This window comes from Ideonella lacteola, from assembly GCF_038066555.1.
Lineage (GTDB): Bacteria > Pseudomonadota > Gammaproteobacteria > Burkholderiales > Burkholderiaceae_C > Ideonella > Ideonella lacteola.
The window spans coordinates 1-26626 of the sequence record NZ_JBBUTG010000011.1 but is presented as its reverse complement, the minus strand read 5'-3'; the positions used below and the strand labels follow the sequence as shown (position 1 = coordinate 26626).

At 63.1% G+C, this 26626-nt stretch carries 18 protein-coding genes; 7 read left to right on the top strand and 11 right to left on the bottom strand.

Annotated elements, in window-relative coordinates; translation table 11 throughout:
* Positions 1 to 71: 71 nt before the first annotated feature.
* The 11 genes from AACH06_RS17110 to AACH06_RS17060 form a co-directional block, all read right to left on the bottom strand.
* The gene (locus tag AACH06_RS17110) at positions 72 to 854 is read right to left on the bottom strand and encodes a hypothetical protein (protein ID WP_341426966.1); all 783 of its coding nucleotides are present in this window, start codon (positions 852 to 854) and stop codon (positions 72 to 74) included.
* Positions 847 to 2664, bottom strand: a complete 1818-nt coding sequence (locus AACH06_RS17105) for a hypothetical protein (protein WP_341426965.1) — start codon at positions 2662 to 2664, stop codon at positions 847 to 849. The genes AACH06_RS17110 and AACH06_RS17105 overlap by 8 nt, the downstream gene beginning before the upstream one ends.
* On the bottom strand, positions 2661 to 6143 hold the full coding sequence (locus AACH06_RS17100; protein ID WP_341426964.1) for a type VI secretion system Vgr family protein: 3483 nt from the start codon (positions 6141 to 6143) through the stop codon (positions 2661 to 2663). The genes AACH06_RS17105 and AACH06_RS17100 overlap by 4 nt, the downstream gene beginning before the upstream one ends.
* Before the next feature lie 35 nt (positions 6144 to 6178).
* The gene (tssH, locus tag AACH06_RS17095) at positions 6179 to 8875 is read right to left on the bottom strand and encodes a type VI secretion system ATPase TssH (protein ID WP_341426963.1); all 2697 of its coding nucleotides are present in this window, start codon (positions 8873 to 8875) and stop codon (positions 6179 to 6181) included.
* 50 nt (positions 8876 to 8925) lie between these two features.
* Positions 8926 to 10053: a type VI secretion system baseplate subunit TssG gene (tssG, locus tag AACH06_RS17090; protein ID WP_341426962.1), complete on the bottom strand. Its 1128-nt coding sequence runs from the start codon at positions 10051 to 10053 to the stop codon at positions 8926 to 8928.
* Between the two features lie 20 nt (positions 10054 to 10073).
* Positions 10074 to 11918, bottom strand: coding sequence for a type VI secretion system baseplate subunit TssF (gene tssF / locus AACH06_RS17085; protein WP_341426961.1), 1845 nt, complete (start codon positions 11916 to 11918; stop codon positions 10074 to 10076).
* Positions 11919 to 11954: 36 nt separating this feature from the next.
* Positions 11955 to 12449 (bottom strand): type VI secretion system baseplate subunit TssE, encoded by a 495-nt coding sequence (gene tssE / locus AACH06_RS17080; protein WP_341426960.1) that lies wholly within the window; start codon positions 12447 to 12449, stop codon positions 11955 to 11957.
* Positions 12450 to 12604: 155 nt separating this feature from the next.
* Positions 12605 to 13123, bottom strand: coding sequence for an Hcp family type VI secretion system effector (locus AACH06_RS17075; protein WP_341426959.1), 519 nt, complete (start codon positions 13121 to 13123; stop codon positions 12605 to 12607).
* Between the two features lie 34 nt (positions 13124 to 13157).
* A complete protein-coding gene (gene tssC, locus AACH06_RS17070; protein ID WP_341426958.1) occupies positions 13158 to 14645 on the bottom strand; it encodes a type VI secretion system contractile sheath large subunit in 1488 nt (495 codons plus the stop codon).
* 5 nt (positions 14646 to 14650) lie between these two features.
* Complete coding sequence (gene tssB, locus AACH06_RS17065; RefSeq protein ID WP_341426957.1) at positions 14651 to 15166, bottom strand: type VI secretion system contractile sheath small subunit; 516 nt, start codon at positions 15164 to 15166, stop codon at positions 14651 to 14653.
* A gap of 54 nt (positions 15167 to 15220) precedes the next feature.
* Positions 15221 to 15880 carry a tetratricopeptide repeat protein gene (locus tag AACH06_RS17060; RefSeq protein ID WP_341426956.1) on the bottom strand — a complete coding sequence of 220 codons (660 nt, stop codon included), beginning with the start codon at positions 15878 to 15880 and terminating at the stop codon, positions 15221 to 15223.
* 581 nt (positions 15881 to 16461) lie between these two features.
* Between AACH06_RS17060 and tssJ the strand changes: the two genes are divergently transcribed.
* The 7 genes from tssJ to AACH06_RS17025 all read left to right on the top strand — a co-directional run bounded on the left by tssJ (position 16462) and on the right by AACH06_RS17025 (position 26303).
* Positions 16462 to 17067, top strand: a complete 606-nt coding sequence (tssJ, locus tag AACH06_RS17055) for a type VI secretion system lipoprotein TssJ (RefSeq protein ID WP_341426955.1) — start codon at positions 16462 to 16464, stop codon at positions 17065 to 17067.
* Between the two features lie 133 nt (positions 17068 to 17200).
* The gene (gene tssK, locus AACH06_RS17050) at positions 17201 to 18547 is read left to right on the top strand and encodes a type VI secretion system baseplate subunit TssK (RefSeq protein WP_341426954.1); all 1347 of its coding nucleotides are present in this window, start codon (positions 17201 to 17203) and stop codon (positions 18545 to 18547) included.
* 57 nt (positions 18548 to 18604) lie between these two features.
* Positions 18605 to 19393 carry a type IVB secretion system protein IcmH/DotU gene (icmH, locus tag AACH06_RS17045; protein WP_341426953.1) on the top strand — a complete coding sequence of 263 codons (789 nt, stop codon included), beginning with the start codon at positions 18605 to 18607 and terminating at the stop codon, positions 19391 to 19393.
* 3 nt (positions 19394 to 19396) lie between these two features.
* A complete protein-coding gene (locus tag AACH06_RS17040; RefSeq protein ID WP_341426952.1) occupies positions 19397 to 22300 on the top strand; it encodes a type VI secretion system Vgr family protein in 2904 nt (967 codons plus the stop codon).
* A gap of 95 nt (positions 22301 to 22395) precedes the next feature.
* Entirely contained in the window at positions 22396 to 23988 is a 1593-nt protein-coding gene (locus tag AACH06_RS17035) for a hypothetical protein (protein WP_341426951.1), read from the top strand.
* Positions 23985 to 24986, top strand: coding sequence for a hypothetical protein (locus tag AACH06_RS17030; protein WP_341426950.1), 1002 nt, complete (start codon positions 23985 to 23987; stop codon positions 24984 to 24986). The genes AACH06_RS17035 and AACH06_RS17030 overlap by 4 nt, the downstream gene beginning before the upstream one ends.
* A gap of 315 nt (positions 24987 to 25301) precedes the next feature.
* Positions 25302 to 26303 (top strand): hypothetical protein, encoded by a 1002-nt coding sequence (locus tag AACH06_RS17025; protein WP_341426949.1) that lies wholly within the window; start codon positions 25302 to 25304, stop codon positions 26301 to 26303.
* Positions 26304 to 26626: the final 323 nt, after the last annotated feature.

The following is a 26626-nucleotide window of genomic DNA, read 5'->3' as shown; positions in this document are numbered from 1 at the left end:
AAGGCATTGCTCAATTGCACAGTCTCGTAGGCCACTCGCTGGGCGCAGAAGCAACGTATTTCATCAGCCTGCTAGGGAAGAACGACTAGAGGCATTGCGTCGAATCCGCCATTTATTGAGAACCTCCAGGGGCTGCTGCTACCATCACCAACTATGAGAGACTGCCGACTAACGCCACTTCTCGCATCTCGAATTTTGACGTTGCACTGAGAATTGGGGGGCAAAGACTTCTTGTCGCATTCATCAGAAACAATCGAAAAACGGCCCTCCGTGTCGAAAAGGACGGTAACGCCCTTGAGACTCATGTTGCCAACATTGAACACTGAAAGAGTATAGTATTCCCCTTCGGAAGCCGTTGGTCTCACGGAAATCTGAGGGCTAAGCATCGTGCCTGAAATACTGAGCCCGTCAATTGCCCTCCCAGGTGTGCCGTCCGAGCCGCGAGAGAATAGGACTATGCTTCGATCGAAGTGGCCCGGAGGTATGGTGGAATCGGACAGGTCTATCTTTATCGCGTAGGCCCACAGTCGTTTACATTTCACGGGCATGTCTGAGGGTACAACCATGTACTCTCGACCGGGCAGCTCGGCGTCAGCCTGCTCATTCGGCTTCACTGCGAGATATAGGTCCATGTCTGTGGCGTGGCCGGCCGCCCGATTGACTTCGCCTAAATCAATTTTATTTTCAATGGCAATTACCTCCTTCTTGGATATCATATATAGAGCCGGCAGCTTGGTGGGCCTTCGACTCAGTTTTTCGCACAGGTCCGCCGGTACATCTGCCGCGAAAGCCGTGATTGCAGAGAATGAGAGCGGCAGCCCGATGAAGATCATGTCTTGAATATTTTTACTCATCGTAGAAAGTCTGGTAGTCAGCCAAGAGCTGTTCCAAAGAATAGTTGGACTCAGCGCCTCCAGGCAGTGAAGTCCATTGGGGTGTCTTGACCGTTGCAAGTTGTTTTGCCGCCTCGGCAATTTTGTTGCTTCGCACCAGTGCTAGGCTGGTTGGCAACATCGTCTGGTACCCTGCAGAGCCATACCCTTGGCCAGGATGTAACTCCATTATTGCCACCGCGATTCGGTCCTGAACTAAGGGCGAGAATTTCTCTTTCATTGAAGAAACGTCGACCCAGGCAGATCTTCCCTGCGCTAGTCGCAAGTCTGTATATAGCTTAAAACTACTCTTGCGTATCCCGTATGCTCCGCTCGCGTTGCGTCCTTCGCTTGAATTGGCAAATGGATGGTCTGCGAAACTTTCAAATCGCGGTGCCGCCTCGCCCTTCCTCCCGCTGTATGGGAGGGCTCGATAGGTTGCTGCGTCTCCGGCTGTTTTGAAAAGCGTTTCCGCCTCTCGGCTTCTGATGACTTTGAGAAATGCGCGTACCCGCCTCTCTGGAAGAGGGTCGTAGTACTTTCGATAGATCCCAATTACTTCGAACTGAGAAACCGGTAGGTAGCTGTCCCAGAAGTCACTTAGATATCCGTCGTAGGTCCGAATGTCTATATGGCCGTCAGCTTCGGGGGCGCCGATTCGTCGATAGACTATGACGTCCCCAGGGGCCGCCCATCTTGCGTCAGGGAGGGACTCGGTAATATCGGAAAACCCGGCCCTGAGCAGACCCGGTCCAAGTTTGGAGGCAGGGCTTGTGTTCGGATCGAAGTCCCCGTCATTGGGGATGTAGCCAGCTTTCCATAGTGCGATCTTTACGTACTTTGTGCAGCGTCTTAGGGTCTGGGATGATCCCAGTCCATTGGGCCTATTCTCATGTGTATAGGTCGATCGCTTCATTCTCTCGATAATTGTCTGGCTAGTGAGGTTGCCTGGATGTATCCAGGTCAATTGCTCCATACCAAATTCGAGTAGCGCCTTAACCTTGTCGGGTGCATTCAAACCCAAATTTGGGTTGCTGGCCGATATTTGGTTCTGCCCGAGCATATTGCGTGCCCCCGAAGTTATTATTCCTTTGGGATTTCCTTGCTCGTCTCGATTCAGCGTTACGGTAGGCGCAGCGGTCGCGTTGCGGGCTACATCAATCCTTCCGTCTGGTTTTTGTGAGTGCGCGTTTGCGATCGTGCGCTTTGCTTTCTCTGCAGTCCCTGGCGTGCCTTCATGTGAATAGGTGGCGAACTCGAAACGCTGATGGGGGAGCATCAGATTGCCAGTCATTCGCTGGGACTGTACTGTTCCAATGGCCGCCATCATGTAGATTCCGCGGTCGTTGCGTATCTGAATTTCGAACCGAGATCCGAGTGGCAACGTGGTGATTGGTGGAATGGCGCCAGACTTGTCGGTTTTTGCGTCCACGACGTGGACTTTACCTGCGCTTCCATATCTCCATACTCTGAGCGCAAGACCAGGCAAAACCAGACCACCTGAATCGACCACAACTATGTCAAGAGAGACTTCGGGCTGCGGTGGTTCGGTTGGCTCGGTAGACGGTTCTGCCTTTTGAGCGGCCTGCGGTGAAGGCGAGGATGGGGAGGCTTCCTGTTCGGCGCCGGGTGCTGAATTTGGCTTTGGGTCGGCGTTTTCATGGCCCGGATTAGACGGCAAGGATTCGCCAAGCTTCGGCGGTGCTTGCGTTGGCACCGGCGCGTCCTTATCAGTTGTAGGCGGCTTCGGTTGCTGAGCCGACGGCTCGATGCTGCTATCTGGGTCAGTCATTGGCTTTCGCCTTCGCCGTAGTGGTGCAGGCAGTCGACCGAGAAGATGCAAGTGCCTTCTTCCGTGTAGATATACACATCCTCCGCTTGGGCCGTGAATAGGCGTTGCGTTTCACCCTCGGAATTGGTGAAGCCCTTTGCTAAAACTGTCCCGTCCTTCTTCCTAATTTGATATGGGAGGGGTCTTACTGCCGTATGGGTGTCGGGATGCATGCCGATAAGGTCGGACAGGTCAAACTGGACGCTGAACTGCGATTCTTCACCTGCGGCCGTCAGCTCGCTCGTTGCAAGGCTCAGGGCTGGCGCGCTCACACTCGCCCCCCCCGTCCAATTCTTCATCCCCGCATGCACCTCGATGGGCCCGGTGGCCTTGAGGTCGATAGAGCCGGACTTGATCTCGATGCCGGCGCCGCCTGCGGCGAGGATAAGTCGGGTGGGGGTGGCGACGGTGAGGTTGGCGTGGGTGCTGACGAGTTCGACGGACTGGTCGGCGGCGAGGCTGGCCTGGCCGGAGTTGACGCTGAGGTGGACGTTGCCGGTGGCGGCATGCAGGGCGATGCCGGTTTCGGTGCTGGGTTTGTTGGGATTGGAGGCCTGGCCGTAGGTGAACAGCACGATGCCTTGGGCGGCGGCTGCGGCGTAGCTGGCCTGGGTCATCACCTGGAGGTCTTGGCTGGCGGTGGTGCTCAGGTGGGCCCCGGCGCTGAGGATGGCGTGGGCGGGGGTGAACAGGCCCACGCCGGCGGGGGCTGAGAGGACCAGCTCGGGGCGCTGCCAGGCGGCCACCGTGCCCCAGCCGCCGTCGATGGCGGGGAAGGGGGCATCTGGCGCTGAGAGTTCCGAAGACGCGGTGCCGTTCAAGGTGGCGGTGCCGGCCAGGCTCGCCTGCAGCGCGTGCAGGCCCTGCTGCGCGGGCAACTGCGCTTCGAGCTGGTCTGCGCTGCCGGCAGCCACCAGCGGCTCGTCGGCGAGCTTGGCGTTGTGCTTCTGCGCGCTGTCGGCCAGCGATTGCTGCAGATCCTGCGCGGCTTGCAGCAGGCTCTGGGGTTCGCGGCTGTCCATCTGCTGGCCGCTGCTGGTGCTGGGTGCACGCGCATGGGCGCTGATGAGCAGGCCCGAGGCGGCGCGCATGGCGCCATGGCCCACGGTGGACAGATCCAGCCCATGGCCGCGGTCTTGCAGGCGCTGGTTGCCGTGTTGGTGCAGCAGGTGGCCCAGCTGCATGCGCGTGTCGGGCAGATTCGGGCTGGCGTAGACGCCCAGCTCGAGCCGGCGCTGCTCGGGGGTGTCGTCGACGACGAGCTGGTTGCTGCCTCCCATGCCGCCTGCGCTGCTGGCCAGGGCCTGGCTGCGCCAGCCGCAGAGCACCGCATCATGCGCATGGCCTTGCATCGAGCCGGCGGGCTCGGCCCCGGGGAACCAGGCCGGGGCGCTGCCCACGGCGCCGGCGGCCCCGGCGAACACCAGGTTGCCTTGCGCATCGGGCTGGCCCTCGCCGTTGTAGAGGCTGCCAATGACGACGGGCCGATCGGCATCGCCGCCCACGTACACCAGGGCGGCCTCCTGGCCGACACGGGGGATGAAGCAGGCGCCGTAGTTCTGGCCGGCGAGCACCGGGGCCACGCGCACCCAGGGGTGGCTGGAGGCATCGGCAGGGGCCTCGTTGGCGCCGGTGGGGTGGGCCAGCCGGTGCGAGCCATTGGCGCCGCGCTGCCAGTGATGCTGGATGCGGATGCGGCCATCGCGATCGGTGTGCACCGGCTCGCCCGAGCCGACGACGATGGCGGTGGCCATGGCCGGTGTGGTCGGACGCGGGCTCTGGCGGGTGTCAGGCTGCGCGAGTTGGTCTTCGTAGTGGCTGGCGAACAGGTCCAGAGCCGCATCGCCTGTGTGGGGCGCGCCGAAAGGGTGCGCCATGGCGCTGGGCGCCGAAGCCACCAGCCGCAACGGTTGTGAGCGAGGCTGCATCAGCAGCACCGCGTCGTGCAGGCGTTCATCGGCGTCGGGGTGGCGAGAAGGGGCGCCGCCCAGCACGGCCTCGGTGACCGAAGCGCCCACGCCATGCAGCAACTGCTGCGCGATGCCCCAGCCGCGCACCCGCTCGTCAGCCGAGAGGTTGTTGCGTGCGCGGTGCTGGGTGGCCAGGATGACGAACTCGCCGCTGGCGCCATCGGCCCCTGAGGCGCCCGATGACGAGCCGTCCGACAGTTGCCGCACCGCACCCGTCACTCCACCCAGCAACCCGCCATAGGCAGGGTGGTCTTGCAGCGTGAACCACGTGCCCGCCTGGGCGCGGCGCCAGGGGCCGCGTGCCACGCTGCGGCTGGCGGCGGCTTGCAGGGCCTCGCTCTGCACACGGGCCAGGCGCTCGCCCTGGTCGAGCGATTCGTAGGCGTACAGGCCCGGATGGTCGACGATGGAGTGATCGAACAGCGCCAGCGGGTCATTGGCGCGTGAGCTCACCGGGCGGTGCTGCAGCGCGACAGCGCCACCCGAGCGGTAGTCGCGGCTGGTCAGCTCGACGGCCTGGGTGGCCACGCGGCGCACGCTGTGCAGCGTGGTGAGGCTGTCTTCGCCGAGCGTGTGGTCGCTGCTGGTGAAGCGCACGCTGGGCTGGGGGTTGGCGGACAGGGCCGCCACGTCGTCGGCGATGACCAGGGTGTGCTGGCCCAGCGTGGGGCTGCCGGGCTCGCCGTTGTGCTCCCACCACGCCACCAGGCCCTCTTCGCTCATCAGGCGCAGCACATAGTCCAGATCGCTCTCGCCGCCGGCCGGGCCGTGCTGGGCGCTGCTGCTGCGCTGCGGGTAGATGCTGGCGTCGCTCAGCGCCCAGCGCCACGAGGGTGACAGGCCCACACCCTGCGGCATGGCCTGCTGGGCGCGGCCGCTGAACACATCGTCGATGATCTGCTGCACCGTCATGCCCTGGCGCAGCCGGGCATCCCGGCCTTGGGCCAGCCAGGCCAGCCATGGCTCGATCACCAGGCGCAGCCGGAACCAGCCGCCGTCAGAGCCGATGGCGGTCACCACGGTCACATGGCCGTGCCACGCCCGCGGCTGGGTGGCGCTGTCTTGGCAGAGCAGCTCGACCAGCACCGGCTGGCCCAGCAGCGTGTCTTGCACCTCGGCGCTTTGGCACAGCGCGTGCACCACCAGGCGCATGCCGGCGCGCGTGGGCTGCTGCACAAAGCCAGAGGCGCAAGGGCTCCACGTGTTCAGGCCCATGTCGCCCAGCCGGCCCGCCAGCGCATTCACGCTGGGGCCGACCTGCGGCACCATGCCTTCCCACGCGTTGAGGTCTTCTGCCAGCAGAAGATCGGGGCCGAGGGGCGTGTGCAGGCGAATTAGACGGGTGGCTTGGTCGTAGAGCCCGGCACCCGGCAGGCCCAGCGCCTGGGCCACTTGCCCAGCAAGGCTGCCGGCGCTGGGCAGGCCACCGGAGAGGGCTGTAGCGAGAGGGGCGATCAGAGGGTTCTGCATGCGTTCAGTCGATCCAGGGCATGAAGGGCGCTACTTCACTGCACCGTGTACTTGAAGTCGCCGCTCTTGGCCGCGCTGGCCTTGATGCGGGTGATGCCCTGCGCGCTGGCCATGCGCTGCAGCACTTGCAGGGCGATCTCAGGCAGTAACGTGCCATTGAGAATGTGGTCGACATTGCGCGCACCCGAATCGACTTCGGTGCATCGGGCGAGCACCGCTTCCACCAGCTTGTTGTCGTACTCGAACTTCGCCTGGTGGTTCGCCATAACGCGCTTGGCAATCCGATCGAGTTTGAGTCGGATGATGCGTTCGAGTGCATCGTCGCCGATGGCGTAGTACGGCACCACCTTCATGCGGCCCAGGAACGCCGGCTTGAAGCTCTTGAACAGCACAGGTCGCAGGGCCTCGGCCAGTGCGTCGGCCGGCGGGTACTCGCTGACCGGCTTGTTCAGGCAGGCCTGCATGATCTGCGACGAGCCCACGTTGCTGGTGAGGATGATGAGGCAGTTGCGGAAGTCGATCTCGCGGCCCTCGGCGTCGTCCAGCACGCCCTTGTCGAAGACCTGGAAGAACAGCTCCAGCACGTCGGGGTGGGCCTTCTCGACTTCGTCCAGCAGCACCACCGAGTAGGGGTTGCGTCGCACGGCTTCGGTGAGCACCCCACCTTCACCGTAACCCACATAGCCTGGGGGCGAGCCTTTGAGCCCGGACACCGAGTGCGCCTCCTGGTACTCGCTCATGTTGATCGTGACCAGCTTCTTTTCGCCGCCATAGAGGATGTCGGCCAGCGCCAGCGCGGTTTCAGTCTTGCCCACGCCGGACGGGCCCACGAAAAGGAAAACGCCCTTGGGCTTGTTCGGGTCTTCGAGGTTGGCGCGGCTGGTGCGCACGCGCTGCGCGATGGCTTCGAGGGCGTGGTCTTGTCCGATCACTCGCTCTTGCAGCGAGGGTTTGAGCTGCAGGACGTTCTGAATATCGTCCTTCACCATCTTGCCAAGCGGGATGCCCGTCCACGCGGCGACGATGCCGGCGACCACCTGGCCATCCACTTCGAGCGGCACCAAGGTTTGCTCGGCCTGCACGCTGGCCAGCTCATGCAGCGTGGCTTGCAGCTCGGTGCGTAGCGCAGCGGCATCTGGGCCGGGTGGGTGAGCGTCGCCACCGGTGGTTGCTGCCGCGGCCGACTCAGCCTGCGCCTGCAGGGCTTTGACGCGGTCGACCATGGCCTGCTCGCGGCCATGGCGTTCGCGCAACGCGGCCAACTGGCCTTCCAGCGTGCCTTGCTCGTCAGCCAGTGTCTTCAGCCGTTCGGCATGGTTGCTGCCGTGCACGGACAGCGCGGCGGCGTCCCGGTCCAGCGCGATGCGCTCGGCCGCCAGCCGCTCCAGGCGCTTGCTGAGGTCGTCGATGGCTGCGGGTGTGGCACTCTGGCCGAGTGCCACCTGAGCGCAGGCGGTGTCCAGCACGCCGATGGCCTTGTCGGGGAGCTGGCGGCCGGTGATGTAGCGCGCCGACAGGCGAACGGCTTCAGTGACGGCCTCGTCGCGGATGCGCACCTTGAAGTGCTTTTCCATCAAAGGGGCCATCCCGCGCAGCATGGCTGCGGCCACTGCCTCACTGGGCTCTTCGACCTTCACCACCTGGAAGCGACGGGCCAGCGCGGCGTCTTTCTCGAAGTATTTCTTGTATTCGCTCCAGGTCGTGGCGGCGACGGTGCGCAACTCGCCCCGTGCGAGCGCGGGCTTCAGCAGATTCGCCGCGTCGTTTTGCCCAGCTTGTCCACCGGCCCCGATCATCGTGTGGGCTTCATCGATGAACAGCACGATGGGGTGTGGGCTGCGCTTGACCTCGTCGATGACGTTCTTGAGGCGGTTTTCAAACTCACCCTTCACGCTCGCGCCGGCCTGCAGCAAGCCCATGTCCAGCACATGCAGCTGAACGCCTTGCAGAGCCGTGGGCACATCACCCGAGGCGATCCGAAGGGCCAGGCCCTCGACCACCGCGGTCTTGCCAACGCCAGCCTCGCCGGTGAGGATGGGGTTGTTCTGACGTCGCCGCATCAGGATGTCGATCGTCTGGCGGATCTCGGTCTCTCGGCCGATGACGGGGTCGAGCTTGCCATCGCGCGCACGCTGAGTGAGGTTGGTGGTGAACTGATCGAGTGCGGGCGTGGCTGCGCCACCGGCCGGCGTTGCTTGCTCTTCGGCGGCGTTCGCCTCGCCGCCGGAGGCAGTGGCCAGCGCAGCCGCTTCGGCGGCTTCGACCGAGCCGCGTGTGACGTCATCCAGCCTGTGCTTGAGCTCGTCCGCGCGGAACTTCGCGAACAGTTTGCTGCCGCGGTAGGCCAGCTGCGACAGGCTGGGTTCGGTCAACAGTGCCAGCAGCAAGTGGCCACTGCGAATGCGAGCGTCATGGGCCTCAATGCTGGCGATCAGCCACGCGTTTTCAAACAGCGCCGGCAAGTGGGGGCTGAACACCGGGGTGCGAGTGTTGCCGCTCTTGAACTGGCCGATCTCGCGCTCCAGGTCAGACTGCAGGGCGCTCACCGGCACCTCCATCCGCTTGCACAACACCGCTAAATCGCTTTGCGATTGTTCGATCAGCGCAAGGAACAGATGCTCCAGATCGACCTCGTAGTGGCCCCGCGCCATGGTGATGGAGGCTGCGCGCTCTGCCGCCGAGAGGCACGTGTTGTTGAGCTTGGAGACGAGGGTCTTCAGGTGAGTGGTCATGACAGGTTCGAAGAGCGTTGTTCTTTTGATGCGATGGTGGTGTGCGGCTGTCAGCTGGGCACGGCGTGGATGTCGTAGCCGGCTTCGCTGCGATCGATGGGGCTGGGGCGGGTCTGGATGAAGGTGTCCCAACCGAGCCGGGCGCAGGCTTCGACGGTGTCGGGCCCCCCGCCGAGTTGCACGGTGCTGACGGCCTGGGCCTTCAATTGCAGGCGCACTTCGTACTCGAGGCTGACGCCGGTGAGCAGGGTCAGCCACTCGCGCAGGGCGAGCGCGCCGGGCGCGCCCGGAAGAAAGCGCTGGAGGTCGGCGCGGCTCAAGGGCCCCATGGTGATGCGTAGACGCAGGTCGCGCTGCCACACGCGCTCGCCCACCACCGCGGCCGCGCCGAGCGTGGCATTGGCCATGCCCAGCAGGGTGCGGCTCGATTCGCCCAAAGTGAACCAGCGTCCAACGAACTGGGTGACCTGCACCGGCACGCCAAAGTAGTGCGACAGCATGCCCTGGAGTTGCGTGGCACCGATGTGCCGCTGCTGCAGCGTTCCGGCGTAGAAGGCGAGCGTATGGTCGGCAACGCCCCCACGCTGTGCCTGCAGGCGCCGCTGCAGCGGGCCCTGCCCGATGCCGGCAATGCTGAGCGCCATCGGCAGGAACCGCTTGTCGCCGTCTTGCTCGTATTGCAGTGCCAGCCGGTGCTTGCGCCAGGCGTCATGAAACAGGCTGACAGCACGGTGCTGAAAGATGTCCAGGAACGCGCGGGCGGAGGGGTCGCGGTGAGGGGCTTCCTCGCGGTGCGCGAAGAGTTCGGTGTAGTAGCTGGGCAGCGCACCGTTGATGCCCAGCAGCCCCATGAAGGCCGGCGTGATCTCGATGCGCTCCACCTGCCCCTGGCCGGAGCGCGACACGCTTAGCTGCGCGATCTCACTGGCCGGGAACGACAACGACAGGTTGTTGCGATACCGAAGCGCGACGGCCTGGCCGTTGTGGCTGGCTGGAGCCAGCTCATCTTCGGCATCGGTTCCCGCACGTTCAACGTCGGTGGCGGCTCCGACGGTGCCCTTCGAAGCCCCTGTCGGCGAGCGGCGCATCCAGCGCGTCAGCAGCCGCACCGCCTGGTGGAACCCGAACCGATGGGGCGAGCCCAACAGCTCGTTCAGGGGGCTTTTGAGGCGGCGCATGGCGTGCGTGGCCGACGTGGTCAGACCAACGCGCGGTCGCCAGTGCGACGCGGGCAGTCGATGAGCACGGCGTGCGTGCGGGCAGACAGCACCTTGAGCTGGGTGAAGCTGTTCAAGTGGGCGTAAAGACCGAAGAAGCGATCCATCACCTGGGTGAACAGCTGCAAGCCGCTGCCAACGAAATGCTGTTCATTGACGGTCAGGCGCACCTCGGTGCCGCGCACGAAGGTGGGGAAAGGGTTGCCGGGCAGGCAGGCGTTGGCGGGCAGGAACTCGATCGACACCAAGCCGTCCAGCATCCGTGCGTTCTCAGGGCTGCGAGGCAGGTCGTACAGACGCAGCATCTCTTTCAGCGCGTCCAGGCCGCCACCGCTCAGCGACAGGTGATTGAGCGACAGGTGCGAAATCAGCCGCCACAGGGCACCGCCCTCGCGTTCAAAGCGGTAGGTGGGAGTGGGTTTGCGGAGCAGGCGTATGGCGTTCCAGGGCCCGCCACCATTCATGAAAAGGTCGCCGCCGGGGTTGCCGATGCCCATGAGGCTGGGCAGGTCGCGGTTGGTGGCGCGCACCTGGATCGACAGCGTCTCAGCCTGGGGTTGTACTGGATCGAAGGACGCATCGACGATGCCGATTTCGGTCTCGTAGCCGGGGCTTTGCGAGGCTGTCAGGCTGTCGCGTTGGGTGAACCAGTAGCAGCCTGCGTTGTCACCCCGCTGCAGCAGATCTCGGTGCTGCAACGAGTAGAAGGGCGCGAAAGTGTGGATGGACTCGCCATCCGCTGTCTGGCGAATGCAGTAAACCTTGTCGATGGCATAGACCTCGTGCCCGTAGGCGTGCCGCGCATCAGGCAGCACCGGGTAGGTGGTGGTGGCGTGGCTGATGCGGATGGGTTCGGCAGGCGTCGCGTACAGATTGATCACCGGCACACAGTGCAGCTGCAGGTGTTGGGCCTCGGTCACTTCCAGCAGGCGGGCGTCGTCGCTGTCGCCACGGAGCCCCGCCAACGGGAAGTGCAGCACCAGCGTCCGGCCGGCTGTGCGCAACGCCGCCTCGGGCAGCGGCAGATCGACGAAGTTGAACTTGTCCGGAAAGGCAAAGTATTCGGTGAGCAGCCGGTAAGCGGGGTGCGAGCGGGCATCGAACTCGACAAGCGCCTGGTCGTCATCCAACCCCACCGGTTGTGGACGGGCCGCGTCCACCAGCCAGGGCCCGTGGGGTGTGGTCTGCACCATCGTGCCCAGCGTGCGGCCGATCAGTGTTTCACGCAGCGCCGTCACCTGAGACGGGCTGCCATCCAAATAGACGCGAACGAACTTCAGTCCCAGGTCTGCCCACTTGGCCTGGCCCGCCACCAGCTTCAGGTGGACCGACAGCATCGCCGTGGCCTGGCGCGGCGCGCGCGTGCCTTCCGGCACCTGAATGGCCGCACGGAAGCTCGCCTGCGTCAGCTGGATGGGCGCCAACTCGAGGGCCTGCGTGGTGGTGAACTTGCAGGTCACGCCGCGCACGACGCGGCTGGCCAGGGCCGTTCCCCGCTCAACCTGCTGCACGCTGCTGAACTGACCCGACGCACCGTCCAGATCAAACTGAGCAATTGAGCACGAGGGAAAAGGGCGCAGGTAGTGCGGATACAGCAGCTCGAGGAACGACTCGGTGAACAGAGGGAAGTCGTCGGCGAGTCGCTTGTGAATGCGTGACGTGAGCAGCGCGAACGACTGAATCAGGCGCTCTACGTGTGGATCCTGCATGACCTCGCCACTGACGGACAGGCGGCCGGCAATGCGAGGGAACTGGCGTGCGAAATCGTCCGCCTGGGCGCGCAGGAAAGCCAGCTCGCGTTCGTAATGGGGCAGAAGCTCGTTCATGGGCAGGCGTCACCGTGCTGGGTCTGGGTGCGCCCGTCAGGGCTGCAGGGCGCGGGCCGCGCGCCGGTCGCTGCGCGATACCGCGTAGCGCTTGGAGCCCGGATGGAGAACCGCGTCGAACGCCACGGGCTCAACGTCAGGGCTGAGGATGAGCTTCGCCCGAATGGTGAAGCACAGCGGTGAACCGGCCGCGGTGTCGCGCACGTCGACTTCGACATCACGCAGACGCGGCTCGTGGTGCGACAGCGTTCGGCTGATGGCCACGCGGACGCTGGCACGGTCACGATCGCTGGCCATGCTCATGGAAGTGATGTCGACCAAGCCCAGGGTCAAGATTGACCGCGAGGCCAACGCAAAAGGGGCCAGGTGATCCGTATCCATGCAGGCGTGTGCATTGAGCAGCGCTTCGATGTCACGGGCAACGGACTCTTTGACCTGGTCCATCGTCATGCGCATGGCGGTGCCTTTGCCAGGCCCGTGGTCTTCGACACCCAGTAGTTTGTCCAGCAACGATGGTGCGTAGTGACTCATCGGGGGCTCATCGGGGCACGTTCGCGCCGCGTGGACGATAGGAGTGAGAAAGGGCGGCCATTGCTGGCCGCCCCGTGGTGCGGGGGCGATCGCTCAATTGAGTTGAGCAATTGCCGCCGGGCCATGCCCGGTCACGGGCAAGGCATCGATGGGAATCAGACGGCGATGTTCTTGCGCAGATCCCAGCCGGCGATGCCGGTGGACGTGGACGAACCGTCCATCTTGTGCTGCTTGTATTCCCAGGTGATCTTGCCGTACTTCAGGCCGAAGGTTTCGGCCGGCAGCTCGCCTTCGCCGATCACGGTTTCGACGGACGACACGGTCACGTCTTCCAGCACGATCTTGTAGTAGTCGACACGCGACTGCGAGGTCTGCGTGGCCGACTTGCCGCCATAAGCACGGTAGAACGTGATCAGAACCTTCGGGTACACCGTACCGGCCGAGGCGGCGCGGAACAGCTTCGACGAAGCGCGATCAATGTCCTTCGTGAACAGCATCTCGCCATGCTCGGTGCGCTCGGCGGTGTGGGCGCCGGCGCTCGAGGCGCTGGACGACTTTGGCTGACGCACGAAGTGCTTGAACGAGGTGACTTCGATCTCGTTGGCGTGCTTGGTATCGGTGCTGTCGCCTTGCAGTTCAGCTGCGCCTTCGAACTTGACGTAGATGTCTTTCATTTCTTAATAACCTCCTTAGAGAGTTTTCGCGGTGTTATCCCTTTTGGGACGGGGGCAGCTCTGCGACAAGCCTCAGAGATACCGAGAGTTCGTCGAGCTGGAAATGAGGCCGAATAAACGACACGGCCCGATAGACGCCAGGCCGACCCGGCACCTCGGAGACTTGCACGTTGGCTTCCCGCAAGGGATAGCTGGCCTTGGTCTCCTGGGTGGCGTTGTCATCCTCGACGACATACTGGCGGATCCAACGGTTGAGGAATTCCTCGACGTTGGCCGCGGATGCAAAGCTGCCGATCTTGTCGCGCATCATGGCCTTCAGGTAGTGCGCGATGCGACAGACACTGAACATGTACTGCAGCTGGGCCGACAGAACCGCATTCGCGTTGGCCGCGTCGCTGTCGTACTTCTTCGGCTTCTGGGTCGATTGAGCCCCGAAGAAGGCCGCGTAGTCGGTGTTCTTGCAATGCACGAGCGGCATGAAGCCGAGGTCGCTCAGCTCTTTCTCGCGGCGGTCGGTGATGGCGATTTCGGTCGGGCACTTGAGCGCGACTTCGCCTTCGTCCGTCTTGAATGTGTGGGTGGGAAGGTCTTCAACCAGGCCGCCGCCTTCCACACCGCGGATTGCGGCGCACCAACCGTAGTTCTCGAAGGCCGCCGTCAGGCGAGCGCCCATGGCATAGGCGGCGTTGACCCAGAGGTACTTGCTGTGGTCGCTGCCGTCGACGTCTTCGACAAAATTGAAGCCTTCGACCGTGGTGCCGTCTTTCGGATTGAACGGCAGACGGCCCAGGAAGCGGGGCAGGGCGAGGCCCACGTAGCGCGAATCTTCAGACTCGCGGAACGAGCGCCACTTGGCGTACTCGACGGTGTCGAACACCTTCGAGAGATCGCGCGGCTTGCCCAACTCGGTGTAGCTGTCCAGTCCGAACAACTCCGGCGAAGCTGCCGAGATGAAGGGCGCGTGCGCAGCCGCAGCCACGTGCGACATCTGCTCGACGAAGTACATGTCCTCGGGCTGGCGGGTCAGTTCGAAGTCGCCGATCAGCGTGCCAAAGGGCGCGCCACCGAACGTGCCGAACTCTTCTTCGTAGACCTTCTTGAACAGCGCACTCTGGTCGAAGTCGATGGCGGTCTTGAAGTCTTTGATCAGCTCCTTCTTGGTGGCATTGAGGACCTGGATCTTCATGCCCGCGCCGGTCGACGTCTGCTTGCACAGGTAGTGCAGGCCAGTCCAGCTGGATTCGAGCTTTTGGAACTCAGCGTGATGCATCACCTCGCTGAGCTGTTCGGAGATCATGCGGTCGAGGTCGGCCAGACGGGCGTCGAGGGTGACGCCGAGGTTGTCGGAGATGACGACCGTGCCGGCCATCACTTCGCGAACGAGTTCGGAGATGACATCCTTCGCGCGTGCGTGCTCGGCTTGCGACCGGGCGACCTTGCTCTGCTCGACGATCTGGTCGAGCAGGCCGGCGCTCTCAGTCGTGGCGGCGGCTTGCGAGGCGGTGGAGGCGGCGGTGTTCATGCGGCTTACTCCTCGCTCGGCTTGGACTCTTGCTGCAACTGGGTCAGCTTCTCGGTGCTGGACAGCACGTCAGCCAAGATGTCTTCCAGCTTCTCATTGCCGGCCAGCTTGTTACGCAGGTCCGACAACTTGGTGCGCGCCTCCAGCAGCTTGCGCAAAGGCTCAACCTGCTGGACCACCGACTCCGGACGGAAATCGTCCATCGACTTGAACTCGAGGTTCACGGCGAATTCGCCGCCTTCCGGGCTGAGCTTGTTCGCGACGCGGTACGTGGCCTTCGGCGACATCCCTTGCATCACATCATCGAAGTTGTCGAGGTCGACGTTGACGAACTTCCGGTCTTTCAGCTTGGGTGCCGGGTTGTTCGGATCTTGCTGGCCGGTGAAGTCACCCAGCACGCCCACGACAAACGGCAGTTCCTTTTGTTCAATCGCGTCGCCGACTTGCACGTCGTACGAGAGCTGTACGCGCGGAGGGCGCACCTTCTCCAGACGCTTCTGGACGCTGTCTTTTTTTGCCATGTGGGTCTACTCCTTGGCGTGTGAGGAATCGATCGGACTCAACGGGCCCAACGGTTATTTCAACTTGTCCAGCGGGTTGCCGGCGGGTTTGGCGGCTGGCGTGGAGGCGGGGGCAGGATTGGCGGCGCTCGCGGGCGCCGCTGCCGCGGGCTTGGGCGATGCGGCGGCCGGTGTCGGCGCGGCTGGCTTGGCGGCCGTGGGAGTTGCCGGGGCCGGCGCGGCAGGGGCTGCCGCGGGAGCCGTGGCGGCGGTGCTGTTGCCTGCAGCCGGCGTTGTCGGCTTGGGCGCGGGACGCTTGCGTGCCGACTGGGAAGACGGCGCCGGCTCTTGCATCACCGGTGTCAGCAACGTGGGGTCGCCGAGTGCTTCGCGCAAGCGGCGGGTGACGTCGAGCGCCTCTTCACGTGATCCGACCGGGTAGCCCGACTGCTCACGCAGCGCGTTCAGCGAGCCGGCGGTGATGCGCAGCCCGCTGACGGCCAGCAGGCTGTGGGCCGTGCTGTCTTTCGGATCGCGCTGGGCGGCCTCTTGCGCGGCGAGCACGGCATTGCCGTAGTCCCCGGCCTGGAAGTAGCTGTCGGCCAGCCGAAGCCACGGTTGCTTGTCGGTGGGGTAGGCCTTGGCGCCATCGCGGTAGGCGCTACGGGCTGCTTCGGTCAACCCATCCTTGCGTGCGGTGTCTCCGCGAGACAGCCACTCTTCAAGTGACGTCACCGCTGGTGCTGGCTCTGCGGGGGCGGGCGGGTTGGTGACGCAACCGCTCAAGACCAACATGGCAGCGACGGCTGCCGAAGCCACGCTGATGCGCATCGAGCTTGGCATGAAGGGGGCGGCGCGGGAAGGGCGGCTGACAGTTGGTGTAATTCTTGGCGTGGGTTCATCAGTCTGCGAACCCACTTGATGTGCCATCGGGCACATACCCTCACTCATCATTCTCTTTGACTCCCTGAAAGGCAACGAAAGTGATGCAACGCTGCCTTGGTCCTGCTCGTGAGTTGCCCATAACAGATTGGTTAGGCGGACACTCAGGAGAAGCACTGTACTAAAGTTGTGTCATCTATCAAGTGCCGACATCATGCCGGCTTTCTCGCTCAAATTGGCGCTGTCAGCCTCCCCCAAATAGGGGGGTGATTTGTCGGCAATTCCACAGAGACTGCAGCTTTGATGAGATCGAGGCGCGCCCGTGCGTCAACTTCTTGTGTATGCCCTCATCCCTTCGTCTTCACATGACCTCCATAACCTCCGTGTGGTTAATCGGCCGCGGTCGATCGTGGACTGCCGTTGCTTCGATGTCGATGGCGATGCTGCTGTTGAGCGGATGCGGTAGCACACAAAGTGGCGGCGCCGTCGACAAGGCGTTGGACCTGGTGGGACTGCAGCGGCCGTCCACGATGCCCGCTCCGGGATCATCAGAAAGTGCATCGAAGCTGGCTGCTGCGCCGAGCAAAGTTGCCATACGGCTACATGCCGGAGAAGTGCTCAACACGACGGTCGATGGACGTTCGCTTTCGGTTGTTGCGAGGATTTACAAACTGCGGGATCGTGCTGCTTTCGAGCAGGCTTCTTACGATGGGCTGCAAGACCCGCGCGGGTCGCCCAATGGCGCGGCCGCGTCAGCGGACTGGTCGCGCGATGTGGTGGACGTCAAGGAAGTTGTGCTCACGCCGGGCCAGAAGTTCGAGGTGGTCGAAACAGTGCCGCCCGAGGCGCCCTATGTGGCTGTCGTTGCCATGTTCAGAGCACCTGCGCCGCAGCGCTGGCGCTTCGTTTTCGAGACCAAGAGCGTGGCGCAAACCGGGCTTACCTTGGGTGTGCACGCATGTGCCCTCAGCGTGGCCGCCGGCCAGCCGGTGGGCGCTGCGCCGGACGCGCTTCGCCTGGCGGGCGTACGTTGCTCATGATTCGTTCAGGAACCCCTAGGTAACAGTGCTGGTCGGTCGTTTCGGTGCGTATGCGTGAAGTAAGCTCTCGTCGCCTGTCGAAAGAGGCAGGTGGCGCGTGCCGACCACCGGCGCCGGCCAGGGAGAAATAACAATGATTCGTGCCCCGAAGCTGCTGTGGGGAGAAGGCCTGTTCCTCAGGCCTCAGCATTTCCAACGACAAGACGCCTACCACGAGGGTCGCTTGGCGGATGTCGCCCGGGCGCTGCATCCTTACGCCTGGGGTGTGCGCAACCTGCAGGTTGATTCCGAGGCTCTCGCCTCAGGCGTGCTGCGCGTTACCCAGATCAAAGCGATCTTTCCCGATGGCGACCTGTACAACGCCCCGGCAGACGACGAGCTGCCCGAGGCGGTGTCGTTGGCCGACGTGCCGGCCGGCGAGTCAGACGTCGTGTTCCACCTGACGCTTCCTCCGCTGCGCAACTCGGGTTCCAACTTTTCTGCCGAGGGCGGCAGCGGCGTGCGTTTTGTGCAGCACGATGAAGTCGCGTCGGACTGGTTCACCGGGGCTGCGGACGGGGCGATCTCCACACTGCGCCGCAGCGCGCGGCTGCTCGCCGCCAGCGAACCCCGTGGCCACCTAGTCGGCCTTCCGCTGCTTCGTTTGCGCCGGCAGGCGACTGGCACGTTTGAACTCGACCATCGCTTCGTGCCGCCGGTGGCGTCCATCGGTGCGGCACCGGTTCTCCAAGCCATGCTGCGGCGATTGCTCGACGTGCTGCAGGCCAAAGTCGATGCACTGTATGGGCACCATCGCGAGCCCTCCAAGCATGTGATCGAGTTTCGGTCGGGCGACATTGCGTCGTTTTGGCTGCTGCACACCACCAGCAGTGCATTTGCAGGGCTGTCACATCTGCACCATCACCCGCTCCTGCATCCTGAACGCTTGTTCGAGCGCATGCTCGAGTTGGCCGGTGCGCTGATGACATTTTCGAAGTCTCATGGCTTGTCTGACCTTCCGCGCTACAGCCACGATGAGCCGGGCCCGGCATTCGCTCGCCTGGATCAGATCATTCGGGACCTGCTTGAGACCGTCATCTCCACCCGCTACTTCGCCATCGCGCTGAACGAAGTCAAGCCGTCGTACCACCATGGCCGGCTGGACTCGGACAAGATCGACGCCAACACCCGCTTCTATCTCGGCGTTCAGGCGTCGCTGCCACCTGCCGAGCTGGTGGACACGGTGCCGCATCGCTTCAAGATCGGCGCGCCGGACGACACCGAGAAACTCGTCTTGTCGGCGATGTCGGGGGTGAAGCTCACCCACGCAGCGCAAGTGCCGGCCGCCATACCGGTGAGGCCCGGTTCGTACTACTTTGCTCTCGAGCCGAGGGGGCAGCTGTACGAGCGAATGCTGCAAGCTCAGTCGATTGCCATCTACGTGCCTGCTGGCACCCCCGATCTGCACATCGAGTTGTTTGCGCTGAACGACGGTGCTTGACGTGCCTCGGCACTCACAACACGGTTTGCACGCGCTCCATCCTCTTTCTGTCACAACATGACCAACTCTTCCGCCGCCCCTTCGCTCCTGGACACGCCGCCTGCTCGAATGGGGCAGCGAGGCGACACGTCGGTCGCGTCAGAGCCGCGCAGCCTGTTGGATCTGCTCTACGAAGGCTTCTACATGATGTTCCTGCTGCGCAATGGTCATGCGCCGATGGACATCGACAGCTTTCGTGATCGCGTCAAGCGCCTGCTCGGCCGCGTCGACCGCGGCGCTCAGAAGCTGGGTTTGCCGGCAGAAGACGTTTTTCGATCGAAGTTCGCCTTCTGTGCGCTGCTGGACGAAGTGGTTTTGCGGTCGAAGTTCAGCATCCGTGATGCGTGGGAGCGCAAGCCGCTGCAGTTGGAGCTGTTTGGCGAGCACATTGCCGGTGAGCGCTTCTTCGAGTACCTTGAGCAACTCCGCCACGGCGGCGCCAAGCACATTCAGGCGCTCGAGGTTTATCACATGTGCCTGCTGCTGGGCTTCGAGGGCCAGCACGCGCTCGATGGCTCAGAGAAGCTGGGCTACATCACCGCGAGACTGGGTGACGAAATCGTTCACCTCCAGGGCAAGCGCGCCGAGTTCGCACCCCACTGGGCCCCGCCCGACCAAATCGCCAACAAGCTGCGACGCGAAGTGCCGCTGTGGGTGATGGGAAGCGTGTTCGCATTGCTGGGCCTCGTGGCCTTCTTGGGGCTGCGGACGCAACTCGCGCGCAGCACGGACGCCCAGTTGGCGCCCTACAGCGGCGTGGTCAAACTGGCCCCTCAGTCGGCGTACGTCAACATCACCTTGCCCTGACCGATGTCTGCACAGAGTGTTCTGCGGGCCATTGAGGCCGCACTCCAGTCTCTGAGCCCCGAATCGCTCATCGCCGAGCATGAGCGGCTGCTGCAGCTTCGGACCGCGCTGCCTGCCACCTGGCTGGTTCCTCACACTTTGCATGTGCGCGAAGAGCTGAGCCGCCCCTTCGAGCTGTCGCTCGAAGTGTTGAGCACCTCAGCCTTCGTGGACACCAGCGCGCTGCTCGGTGAGCAGATTTCCGTGCGGCTACGCCAGGAAGACGGCTCGTATCGAGCGTGGCATGCCTATGTGGTGGCAGCGCAGCAGGCTGGAAGCGACGGTGGGTTGGCGGGTTACAGGCTCGTCTGCCGGCCCTGGCTGAGCGAGCTGGGCGAGCGACAGAACTCGCACCTCTACCAGGACAAGACGGCCTTGCAGATCGTCGAGGAGGTGTTGGCCGAGTATCCCCATGCCAACTGGCGTGTGGACGTATCGCCAAACACGGCCGCGGCGATGCGCGTGCGCGCGCAGTGCCTGCAGCACCGGCAGACCGATTTGGCGTTTGTGGACCGGCTCTTGGCCGAAGAGGGCTTGGTGTTCCACTTCGAACACCCTGACGACCAATTCGACACGGGCAGCGCGGCCGAGGCCCAGGCTCGCCACGTGATGGTGATCACCGATGGGGCCAGCCAGCGCTTGACGCTGAGGCCCGTTCGGTTCACGCAACCGCGGCCCGACCTGAAACAGCCGGCGCCCACGGGTACGGTCAGCCACCTGCTGCGCCAGACTCAAGCGCCACTGGCCAGTGCCACCGTCGGACACTGGGACGCCGCGGCACTGCATGGCCAGGTGGGTGTGTCCGGCGCGGGCGTTCAGCCGGAACACTACGATGGATCCGCGCGCCCGCACGACAGCGCCGAACAGGCGCAGCGGTCTGCGGATCAGGCACTGGCGGCCAGCGAACTGTCTTCGCTGCGCTACTTCGGCAGCGGGAATGCGCGGCACCTGGCGGCGGGCGCGCAGTTGGTCATCACCGATCACCCGTATGGGGCCGGGCCAACCGCAGCTTTGGGCATGTCCGAGCCGCTCACCTTGACGCTGCTGTCGGTCGAGCACTGGGCCACCAACCACCTGGGCCTCATCGGGCAATCGGGCGACGCCTGGAAGCCCGAGTTGGGCGCTGGTGAGTACCGTCACCAGTTCGAGGCCGTTCCCGCCGATCGGCCGGTGGTGCCGCCGCTGCCCGAACGCTCTCTCGCGCCACTGATGCTGCCCGCCACGGTCGTAGGCCTGGAGCAAAGCCTGCTGACCACCGAGCGCAACCTGCGCGTGAAGGTGCAGTTCGATTTCCAGCGCGGCGAGCGGCCGAACCGTGCAGGGCTGGCCTACACGCCGGCTGTCGGCAATGGTGAGCCGGCCACTGGCAATGCCCCGGGGAACCAACAAAGTGGCGCCTGGCTGCGCATGCTCGTTCCGGTGGGTGGGTCGGACTGGGGCTGGGTATTGCCTCCGCGCATCGGCACGGAGGTGGCCGTGTGCTTTGCGCAGGGGGACATCGACCAGCCGGTGATCGTGGGCTCCAGCTATGGCGAGCCGGTGCCTCCGCCGTTCTCTGCGGGGGTCGACTCGGGCGTCAACCACCCCGGCACGATCAGCGGCCTTTGCAGCCAGGCGCTGGACAACTCCGGTGGCAGCCAACCTGGCAGCCAATGGGTGCACGACGATGCGAGCGGCCAGTTGCGATTGCGCATCCACAACGCGCAGTGGGGCAGCGAGCTGGGTTTGGGTCACCTGATCCAGCAAGGCCTGAACTCAGCGCAGCGCGGCAGTTGGCGTGGCAGCGGGTTCGAGGCGCTGACCCAGGGCTGGGCCGCGGTGCGAGCAGGCCAGGGCCTGTTGGCCAGCACCCAAGCCAGGCCCGGCACCTACGGCTCTGCCCAGGGCTCGCAGATGGACGCTCAAGAGTCGGTGGCGCACCTGAACGCCGCCAGAGACCTGGGCCAGCGCCTGAGCGCTGCCGCCGGTGCGGTGGGGGCGCAAGGCCTGGTGGCCCATGCCGACGACCAGGCGGTTCAGCGCAGCCTGAAACGGATGGACCCCGAACAAGACGGGCGCCATGCCAGCGGTGGCGAAGGCGGCGAGCCGCCGACCGTGCCGGCTGATGACCGCGTCGCGCCAGGGCAGCCCGTGCCGGCATTGGCCGAGCCCCTGGTGGTGCTGGACAGCGCCAGCGCCTTGCTCGGCGCATCGGGCGCCAGCACCCAGGTGTACGCTGGCCAAGGGCTGAGCCTGGTCACGCAGGGCGACATGCACCAGACCGCCGCGCACACCTACGCACAGGTCAGCGGGCAGGGCGCCAGCCTGTACGCGCATGAAGGCGGCATCACCGCCCATGCGGCCAGCGGCCCGGTGTCGATCAGAGCGCACACCGATGCCCTGCAACTGCTGGTCGAGCAAGGCGCCACCATCTCCAGTGTCAACGACGAGATCCGCATCTATGCCAAGGACAAGCTGACCTTTGGTGCGGCCGACTCCGGCTTCGAACTCAATGGGCCAGACATCACCTTCACGACGCCGGGGACGTACCAGGAGCAGGGTGGGACTCACGCGTTCCTTGCCGGAGGCGCTGTAGCGGCGGCAATTCGCGGTTTGCCCCAAGGTTCTCTGGATGAATTGGAGAACTGGCTGGACCTGGGTCTCTACGGTTGGATGGGCGAGCCGCTGGCAAACGTCCGGTACACGCTGACGCTCGCGGACGGCAGCAAGCGAAGCGGGACGCTCGACGAGGCCGGCTATGCCCATGAGGCCGCGGTTCCTCCCGGCGGGCCGCACGAGCTTGTATACGAAAACCCGCCGATTGAGGACGATCCATCGCCTTTCACGATCGAGGATTTGGCGAAGTCAATCGACGCTTTCCTCACCTGAAATGCGGTCTAGGGGCCGTCCGAGGGTGCGAACCGCGGATGGGATCTCACCCGCTGAGGGCGTGCCGCGAACAAAAACCGATCCAAGGGCAGGACATGAGTTTTTCCTTTGACGACATCTACAAGGCCGTCAATCGTTGGCGACACAACGCCAACAGCGCGGCTATGGACGTCAAGCAAAAGGCGAACTGGGTGTGGGAGTCGATTCAAGGCGACTTCAACCCCAATCGCAGCATTGGCCAAGTTGGCTTTGATACAGCGGTGTGCTTAGTGCCGGGCGTCGACACGGTCATGGACATCCGCGACCTGATAGCCAACCTGATTGCAATCGTACGGGCGCCTACCAGCGGAATGGCGTGGTTCTCTCTGGTTCTGACGCTGGTGGGGTTTGTGCCCGAGTTGGGCTCGGTGTGCAAGGGGATCGTCAAAATCGTCATCGTCAAGCTGCGGCCGCTCATCAGGAGTGCTGACGACTTCACCAATGCATCCAAGCTGGTGGCGCACATGAACCGTGCGTTTGACGAAGCGCTGCCTGAAATCATCAAGTATCTGCAGCACCCGGCCGTTCAGAAGGCGCTCACCAAGATCGGTGTGCCTGACGCCATCAAATGGTCTGCAGACACGGTGCGCAAGGTTCTCGGAAAGGTTGATCCGGCCAAGTTGATGGAAGGCTTCAACACGGCCGCCGAGGCGACTAAGAAGATTCTGGTGAAGCTGCAGGGACACCTTCCAGATGCTGTTGCTCCGACGATCAAGCAGGTCTTCGATGGGATCGTTCTTGTGCAGCGCAACTTTGCCAAGATGGTCGACTCTTTCATGGAGCCGCTGCGCGCCGCAATGCTCCGCCTGGCGGACAGGCTGGATGAAGTCCATTGGATTGCCTACACGCAGCAGGTGAACAAGGGGTGGATTGCGCCATTGTCCGAACAGGCGGGGCGGAGGCTCGTCGCGCAACATGCGCCGGACTGGGTAAAGAAGACCAAGCCAATCTTGTTTGAACAGCTGTCGCCGGTCAAGTTCAGAACGAGAGCCGCCTACAAGAACGGTATCGCCGATGGTGCGCCGGAACTGGCGGACTATGAAATCAAAAGCTTTGCCGCCGGCTTGAAGGCGCGAAAACTACAGGATGGGGAGAGCATCTATCGGGTGGTAGATCCGACCAGCGGTTCACTCAGTACCTGTTGGGTAAGCGAAGCTGTCTGGAAACAACTGAACGCAGACATCAGCAAAGCTCGGGAGATGTGGCGTGGCCAGCTCGCGGTCCTTCCTCACTGGAACCAGAACGGAACTTACGTTAAGTTCACGTATAGCAAAGCTCGGGACGGCGACATTACGGTGTGGGAGGGTCCGACCGCCATGCAGTACATGAACGACGTAACTAAGGACATTAACGAAGGTTTTCTTGAGGGCGGGCTTTCGCAGATTGTCTGGCATCCAGCCAAACGTGATGGCAGCCCCGACCAGCTGAAGGGCGCGGTGGCTGACACTTGGCAGCGGGACGTTCAATTCCCTGACATGGTTGAAGGGGGAGCGATAAAAAGGGCGAGCGGCGACAATCAGGCCCACGCAGTGCGAGTAAAGGTCAACGATCCCCGCATCGAGGGTCCTCACGAAACAGGATGGGGGTTTAAAGACTTCGATGACCAACATGAATTGGTTGGACTACCCAATCCCTTGAAAGCGCCATGACCATGCAGAGAGATTTGAGCCGCGAAGCGAACCTCTGGTACACGATTACCTCGGCTGAATACTTGGATCATGCGCAACGCCTGCTGCAAGAGGCGCACGACCTATTCATGAGGGCGCTCTCACGCGCACCAAATGCAGCCGATTACGCACCGGTTCCTGTCTGGGGGCAGGCCATCAAAGATTTGCTGATCCAGTATCCACACGCGCGCAGGATGCTTGCGGCCGGTGACTACAGCGGCATGATTGCGTTTGAAGGGGGGCTGGGTCGCATCCCCCGCGGGATAGCAGAAGGCAACATATCGTGGATGGGATTGAATGCCAATGCCTTCATGGAGATCATCGACGCGGCCGCGAGTATCGCTGATACGTTCTGGCGTGCTGTGACTATGAGCAAGATGTACGGCGACTCCGCCTATAGGAGCGGATCGTCGCAATGGCGTGTGGATTTGCCACGGGACATGGGAATTCCGAGCAACGAGATTCTTCGTTACTACGAAGAGTCGGTGTACAAAACCATTGGGCGGCCGAAGGAAATTCCGGAATACGTTGCGGATCGGACCAAAATATGTCGCACGGGCGATCTTGTGCCCTGGACGGGCGTGTGGGTCCCGGGGGCGGGAATGGGAACCGCCGCTCTGGTTTTTGCGCGGCAGGGGCTGCAAGTCATGCAGCCGGCGTATGAGGTTGCTCTTCTTTCGGACGACGGCGAAGATATCGACGAGTTTCAACTAAATGAGACTCAATGGCATCCGGTCGTGCAGAGTGGAAGATTGATGCCGCTTCCTCCGGCTGAGGAAAAAGCGGACACCGATTGGAACCATGCGGGCGGTGCGGCCCGTTGTGAAGCGCTGCGGCCTTGCCCGCGTGAAGGTTGGTGGGTGACCCCCGCCAAGGCCGATAGCCGGCGACGGTTCCAACTCGGCGAATTGATGCCCGAAGTCGGGGGAGACTACGGCGCAACTATCTGGCAGTGGGATGAGCGCCAGTCTGACTCATAGCAACCGGCCTTGCCCAGCGCCCGGATCACATTGCACTAGCAGGTGGCAAATGGAATGCCGAGTTCGGGTAAGTGGATTCCTTAACAAGAAGCGTCAGGACGTTGTTTCCTGATGAGTAGAGTGAGGAGTAGGGCAGCAAGCCCCCGATTCCACCGTCCCCGGTCTTCTCGACAACCCCATTGGTAGGTTTGTCGCTGCGCTCCCGCGAATCGCGGACCAGGCAGCTGCCTGAAGGTCACTTTGCAGCGCTGGCTACGACGACTTTAGCGGCCTGCACGATCTGATCGGGCTTCCGAACGCATCGAAAGCTTTGCCATGAACCGCGATCTGAGCAGAGAAGCACACCTTTGGTATGTGATCACTTCACCGGCCTACGTCACACACGCCAGGGACAAGCTGAATGAAGCGTTGACGGCACTTCGTGACGGGATCGCAAATAACCCGATCTTGGCGGACTACCGGCCGATTCCGTTTTGGGGGACGGTCATTGAGGGTTTGCTTGCAAGCTTTGACAACGCCCGGGCAATCCTGGCGCGCGGAGAACACGAACCCATGTTGAAGTGGGTCAGTCAGCTCAGTGACGTTCCGCGAGGGTTCCGGGAAAGCAACTTGGGCTGGCTTTCGCCTGAAGGCGAAAAGGCGTTCATGAAGTTGTTGAATGATGCCTATGGCATAGCTGGCAAGTTTTCCAAAGCGCTCGCGATGAGTCAGATGTACAGCACGAACCGCTACAAGGAGGGGGCAGGGGATTGGCGAGCAGAAATACCGGAAGACCTTGGAATTGTCAGCAACACCATCATGACTAACCACGAGGCTTCCGTCTACAACGTGATGGGTTGGCCGAACGAGATACCTGAGTACGCGCCGGACCATACCCTGACCTGTGTGACCGGCAAAGATGTACCTTGGACTGGCGTTTGGGTGCCTGCGAATGGGCCGGGCACAGCAGCCCTTGCATTCGCAAGGCAGGGGCAACTCATGCAGGCGGCTTATGAACCGGAGCGCGAGTTCGCACCTAGCGAGTATGTCGAGGCGAACAAGTTGGTTGAGACGGCTTGGAATGCCGTGAAGGCAACGGGTGATACGTTGACCCTGCTGAGGGTAGATCAGCCAAATGCAGCCGGTGAGCCGTCCTTCCGACTCGCTACCGGCAGATGCGAGGCTGGTTCAACTTGTCCCAAGGAAGGCTTCTGGCGCACACCGGCGAAAGGAGGCACCCGACGCCACTTTGCCTACGGCGAAACGATGCCGTCGGTTGGTGGCGACTGGGGCACCACAATCTGGCAGTGGGATCGACTGCAAGGCGGCACCTCTTGACCCAAGCACGCAAAGAAAGCTTTGAGCGGTACCTGCTGCCATGTGCCGGCCTCCTTGAACGAGGCCGGCAAAACGTCGGATAGGTCGTGGCCGAAGTCCCGGCCGCTGCGATTCGCATCAGATAATGAAACTCCTGTAGAGACGACGAAGCCTGGACTAAGAATCGCGTCATGCACACAGATTCCCAATCGCGTGCGGTGAATCGTAAGCAGCCAGGGAACACATATTGACCGAGGCGGAGCGTTCGGTCAGATAGCTGGCACCCAGTGGTGCGGCAGCAGTTCGCCGATGTTGCAGGCCCGTTGCGTAGGCAGCCTCTGCAG

Coding starts and splice junctions, on each gene's coding strand:
- AACH06_RS17110 (WP_341426966.1), bottom strand. CDS start 854: ATGAGTAAAAATATTCAAGACATGATCTTCATCGGGCTGCCGCTCTCA.
- AACH06_RS17105 (WP_341426965.1), bottom strand. CDS start 2,664: ATGACTGACCCAGATAGCAGCATCGAGCCGTCGGCTCAGCAACCGAAG.
- AACH06_RS17100 (WP_341426964.1), bottom strand. CDS start 6,143: ATGCAGAACCCTCTGATCGCCCCTCTCGCTACAGCCCTCTCCGGTGGC.
- tssH (WP_341426963.1), bottom strand. CDS start 8,875: ATGACCACTCACCTGAAGACCCTCGTCTCCAAGCTCAACAACACGTGC.
- tssG (WP_341426962.1), bottom strand. CDS start 10,053: ATGCGCCGCCTCAAAAGCCCCCTGAACGAGCTGTTGGGCTCGCCCCAT.
- tssF (WP_341426961.1), bottom strand. CDS start 11,918: ATGAACGAGCTTCTGCCCCATTACGAACGCGAGCTGGCTTTCCTGCGC.
- tssE (WP_341426960.1), bottom strand. CDS start 12,449: ATGAGTCACTACGCACCATCGTTGCTGGACAAACTACTGGGTGTCGAA.
- AACH06_RS17075 (WP_341426959.1), bottom strand. CDS start 13,123: ATGAAAGACATCTACGTCAAGTTCGAAGGCGCAGCTGAACTGCAAGGC.
- tssC (WP_341426958.1), bottom strand. CDS start 14,645: ATGAACACCGCCGCCTCCACCGCCTCGCAAGCCGCCGCCACGACTGAG.
- tssB (WP_341426957.1), bottom strand. CDS start 15,166: ATGGCAAAAAAAGACAGCGTCCAGAAGCGTCTGGAGAAGGTGCGCCCT.
- tssJ (WP_341426955.1), top strand. CDS start 16,462: ATGGCGATGCTGCTGTTGAGCGGATGCGGTAGCACACAAAGTGGCGGC.
- tssK (WP_341426954.1), top strand. CDS start 17,201: ATGATTCGTGCCCCGAAGCTGCTGTGGGGAGAAGGCCTGTTCCTCAGG.
- icmH (WP_341426953.1), top strand. CDS start 18,605: ATGACCAACTCTTCCGCCGCCCCTTCGCTCCTGGACACGCCGCCTGCT.
- AACH06_RS17040 (WP_341426952.1), top strand. CDS start 19,397: ATGTCTGCACAGAGTGTTCTGCGGGCCATTGAGGCCGCACTCCAGTCT.
- AACH06_RS17035 (WP_341426951.1), top strand. CDS start 22,396: ATGAGTTTTTCCTTTGACGACATCTACAAGGCCGTCAATCGTTGGCGA.
- AACH06_RS17030 (WP_341426950.1), top strand. CDS start 23,985: ATGACCATGCAGAGAGATTTGAGCCGCGAAGCGAACCTCTGGTACACG.
- AACH06_RS17025 (WP_341426949.1), top strand. CDS start 25,302: ATGAACCGCGATCTGAGCAGAGAAGCACACCTTTGGTATGTGATCACT.